Raw genomic sequence first — 2,762 nt, 5'->3', positions numbered from 1 at the left:
AAAAAATATATTATTTAAAAGAAATGAAGTATGCCCGGACTGTAAAGGCAGTGGAATTGGAGAAAACTCTATTATAAAAGAATGTTCAAAATGTAAAGGAAAAGGAAAAATAAAAACGCCTTTAATAGACATCCCCTGCCCTTTTTGTAAAGGTAGAAAGTTTGAGATTTTAAATCCATGCAGCAACTGTGGAGGAAAAGGTTTAATAAAAAAAGACGTTCATCTTAGTATATCAGTTCCTTCATTTTCCACAGATAGACTCACATTAACATTTAAAGGCGAAGGAAATAAAGGAATAAATGGAGGTAAAGACGGAGACCTTCAGATAAAGTTTAGTTTAAAGAAACATCACTTCTATATCAAAAAAGGACTGAATTTATACGCAGAAATTTCTATTCCTGAAAGTAAAAAAAATCAGGAAAACTTTATAAATATAAAAAACTTAAAAGGAGAAAATTTAAAAGTTAAAATTCCTGAAAATGCAGAAAATATAACTTTGAGGATAACAGGAGAAGGTTTTATTTCAAAAAGTGGAGAAAAAGGTAATATTTATATATCTGTCAAATATGTCTAAATAGATTTTCCTTCCAAGTAAGATAATATTTTTTTATACTGGCTTTCTGTAAGGTTGTTTTGTATCTCTCTAATTTCTTTTATTTTTAAAACTAAGTTTTCAGATTTTAATTGGGCAAGTTTTAAGATAATAGATTTAATTTTTGAAGACTCACCTCCATGAAGTATTAAATCCTGAAGGTCTTTTTCTAACTGGTCTATTTGCTTTTTTCTTTCGTTAATCATAGGTTCATACTGGCTTATAGCAGCTTCTATTGCTTCATTTTGGGTAGTAGAAAGATTAAGTTGGTCTTTATTATCAAGTATCACCTTTATTATGTCAGGATACGAAGATAGAAAATATTTATCAAAGTTTTTTTCTCCTGCAAAAGAGCCTTTCATTAAAAAAAACAAAATTAATCCAATTAAGAATATCTTTCTTCTTTCCATGGTTCTCCTCTCATATGATATCCTCTTTGTTCCCAAAAACCTGGTATATCCTCTTTTAAAAACTCAACTCCTGACACAAATTTAGCACTTTTCCACGCATAAAGTTTTGGTACAACAAGCCTAAGCGGAAAACCGTGGTCAGCTGGTAGAGGCTTGCCAAAAAGTTTGTAAGCAAATATTACATCTTCATCAAAAAAGTACTCTATTGGTATATTTGTTGTATAGCCGTCAAGTGAATGTATCATTACTGCTTTTACATCATGATTTATTTTTACTAATTTTTTAATCTCGTTTACATGAAATCCTTCCCACTGTACATCTTTTGCACTCCATCTTGTTACGCAGTGAAAATCAGCTGTAAGTTTTACTTTTTCAAGGTCTAAAATATCATCCCATAATAAAACTGCTGGCTCTTCAACTTCTCCAAAAATTCTAAATCTATATCGTGATAAATCTACAGGAGGTGGGCCTGCAATATCTAATACTATTAATTTGTCAACCCAGTGTTGTCCGGGAGGAAGTCTATCTTCCCTAAAATTTATTGGACTTATTATTTCTTTCATTTAATTTCCTTTACATTTATAGCATATACCATTTAGTATAACAAATGCATCCTTTAGCTGGTAGCCTTCTTCGTCAAGATTTGTTGATATGTAAACCTTTTCTTCTTCTATGTCGTACAAACCACCGCATTTTTCACACTTAAAATGATAGTGGGGCTGTGTTTTTGCGTCAAATCTGCTCTGTTTTGAATCCTGTATTTCTATAATTTTACCTTCTTCTTTCAGGATATTTAGATTTCTATAAACAGTTCCAAGACTTATATTTGGTATTACTTTTTTAGCCTTTTCGTATATCCAGTCTGCTGTTGGGTGTGTATCTGTTGAGGCTACAATATCGTATATAATTGCTCTTTGTCTTGTGTTTCTTCTCTTTATATTATTCACTTTTTACTCCTCTATGAGTTATAATTAAATAGTTATAATTAAATATCTTATACTACTATTAATTAATAATTATATTCAATTGCAGTAAAATTTCAAAACCAAAGGAGAATTAGTGGAATTTAAGTTTCTTATTTCTTATGTTCTCATTTTAATTGCTCTTTATTACTCTTATAAAGAAAAGTTAGGTATAGAAAAACAAATACTTATAAACTCAATCAGAGCTTTTATCCAGCTTTTGATACTTGGATATTTACTTGTTTATATTTTTAAAATTGAACATCCAGTTTTCTTAGTATTTATCTTAACTTTTATGTGTGGTTTTGCCGCTTACACAGCACAAAATAGAATTGAGATTAAAGAAAAAGGCTTTCTGACTGCATTTATATGTATCTCTCTTGCTTCCTTTATAGTTATTGGTTCTTTACTTTTAATCGGCGTAATATCCTTTAAACCAAATGAGCTAATACCTGTAGGTGGGATGGTAATAGGAAATTCATTAAATATTTATACACTTACAGTTGACAGGTTAAAAGGGGAAATCCAGTCTAATGTTGATTTAATAGAAAATTTTGTTGCTCTTGGGACAACCTTAAAACAGGCATTGAAAAACTTAATGAAAAAGGCAGTAAAATCTGCATTAATACCAACAGTAAATAGCCTTCAGACTGTAGGGATAATACATATTCCGGGAATTACAACTGGAATGCTTTTAGCTGGTGCTCCTCCTTTGCAGGCAGTTTCCTATCAGCTTGTTATAATGTATATGATGGTGGCTGTAGCTCTTTTTACTTCTGTAATTACTATAAATTTTGC

5 protein-coding genes are annotated in these 2,762 nt (G+C 30.4%); 2 read left to right on the top strand and 3 right to left on the bottom strand.

Annotation, left to right across the window (positions count from 1 at the left end; all coding sequences use genetic code 11):
* The coding region (locus HG1285_RS04945) for a DnaJ C-terminal domain-containing protein (protein ID WP_008288513.1) at positions 1–574 on the top strand (574 nt) is incomplete at its 5' end.
* Here the strand turns inward: HG1285_RS04945 and HG1285_RS04950 are convergent.
* Genes HG1285_RS04950 through HG1285_RS04960 form a run of 3 tightly spaced genes read right to left on the bottom strand, consistent with a single transcriptional unit; the run spans position 571 to position 1,949 of the window.
* On the bottom strand, positions 571–1,002 hold the full coding sequence (locus HG1285_RS04950) for a hypothetical protein (RefSeq protein ID WP_008288512.1): 432 nt from the start codon (positions 1,000–1,002) through the stop codon (positions 571–573). The genes HG1285_RS04945 and HG1285_RS04950 overlap by 4 nt on opposite strands.
* Positions 978–1,565: a sulfite oxidase-like oxidoreductase gene (locus tag HG1285_RS04955; RefSeq protein WP_008288511.1), complete on the bottom strand. Its 588-nt coding sequence runs from the start codon at positions 1,563–1,565 to the stop codon at positions 978–980. The genes HG1285_RS04950 and HG1285_RS04955 overlap by 25 nt, the downstream gene beginning before the upstream one ends.
* A complete protein-coding gene (locus HG1285_RS04960; protein WP_008288510.1) occupies positions 1,566–1,949 on the bottom strand; it encodes a transcriptional repressor in 384 nt (127 codons plus the stop codon).
* A 112-nt stretch (positions 1,950–2,061) separates the two neighbouring features.
* Here HG1285_RS04960 and fetB point away from each other — a divergent pair.
* Positions 2,062–2,762 (top strand): iron export ABC transporter permease subunit FetB (gene fetB, locus HG1285_RS04965; RefSeq protein ID WP_008288509.1); only part of this gene is annotated, 701 nt, incomplete at its 3' end.

This window comes from Hydrogenivirga sp. 128-5-R1-1 (assembly GCF_000171895.1).
The sequence above is the reverse complement of the archived record's forward strand: the minus strand, read 5'-3'. Positions and strand labels throughout refer to the sequence as shown.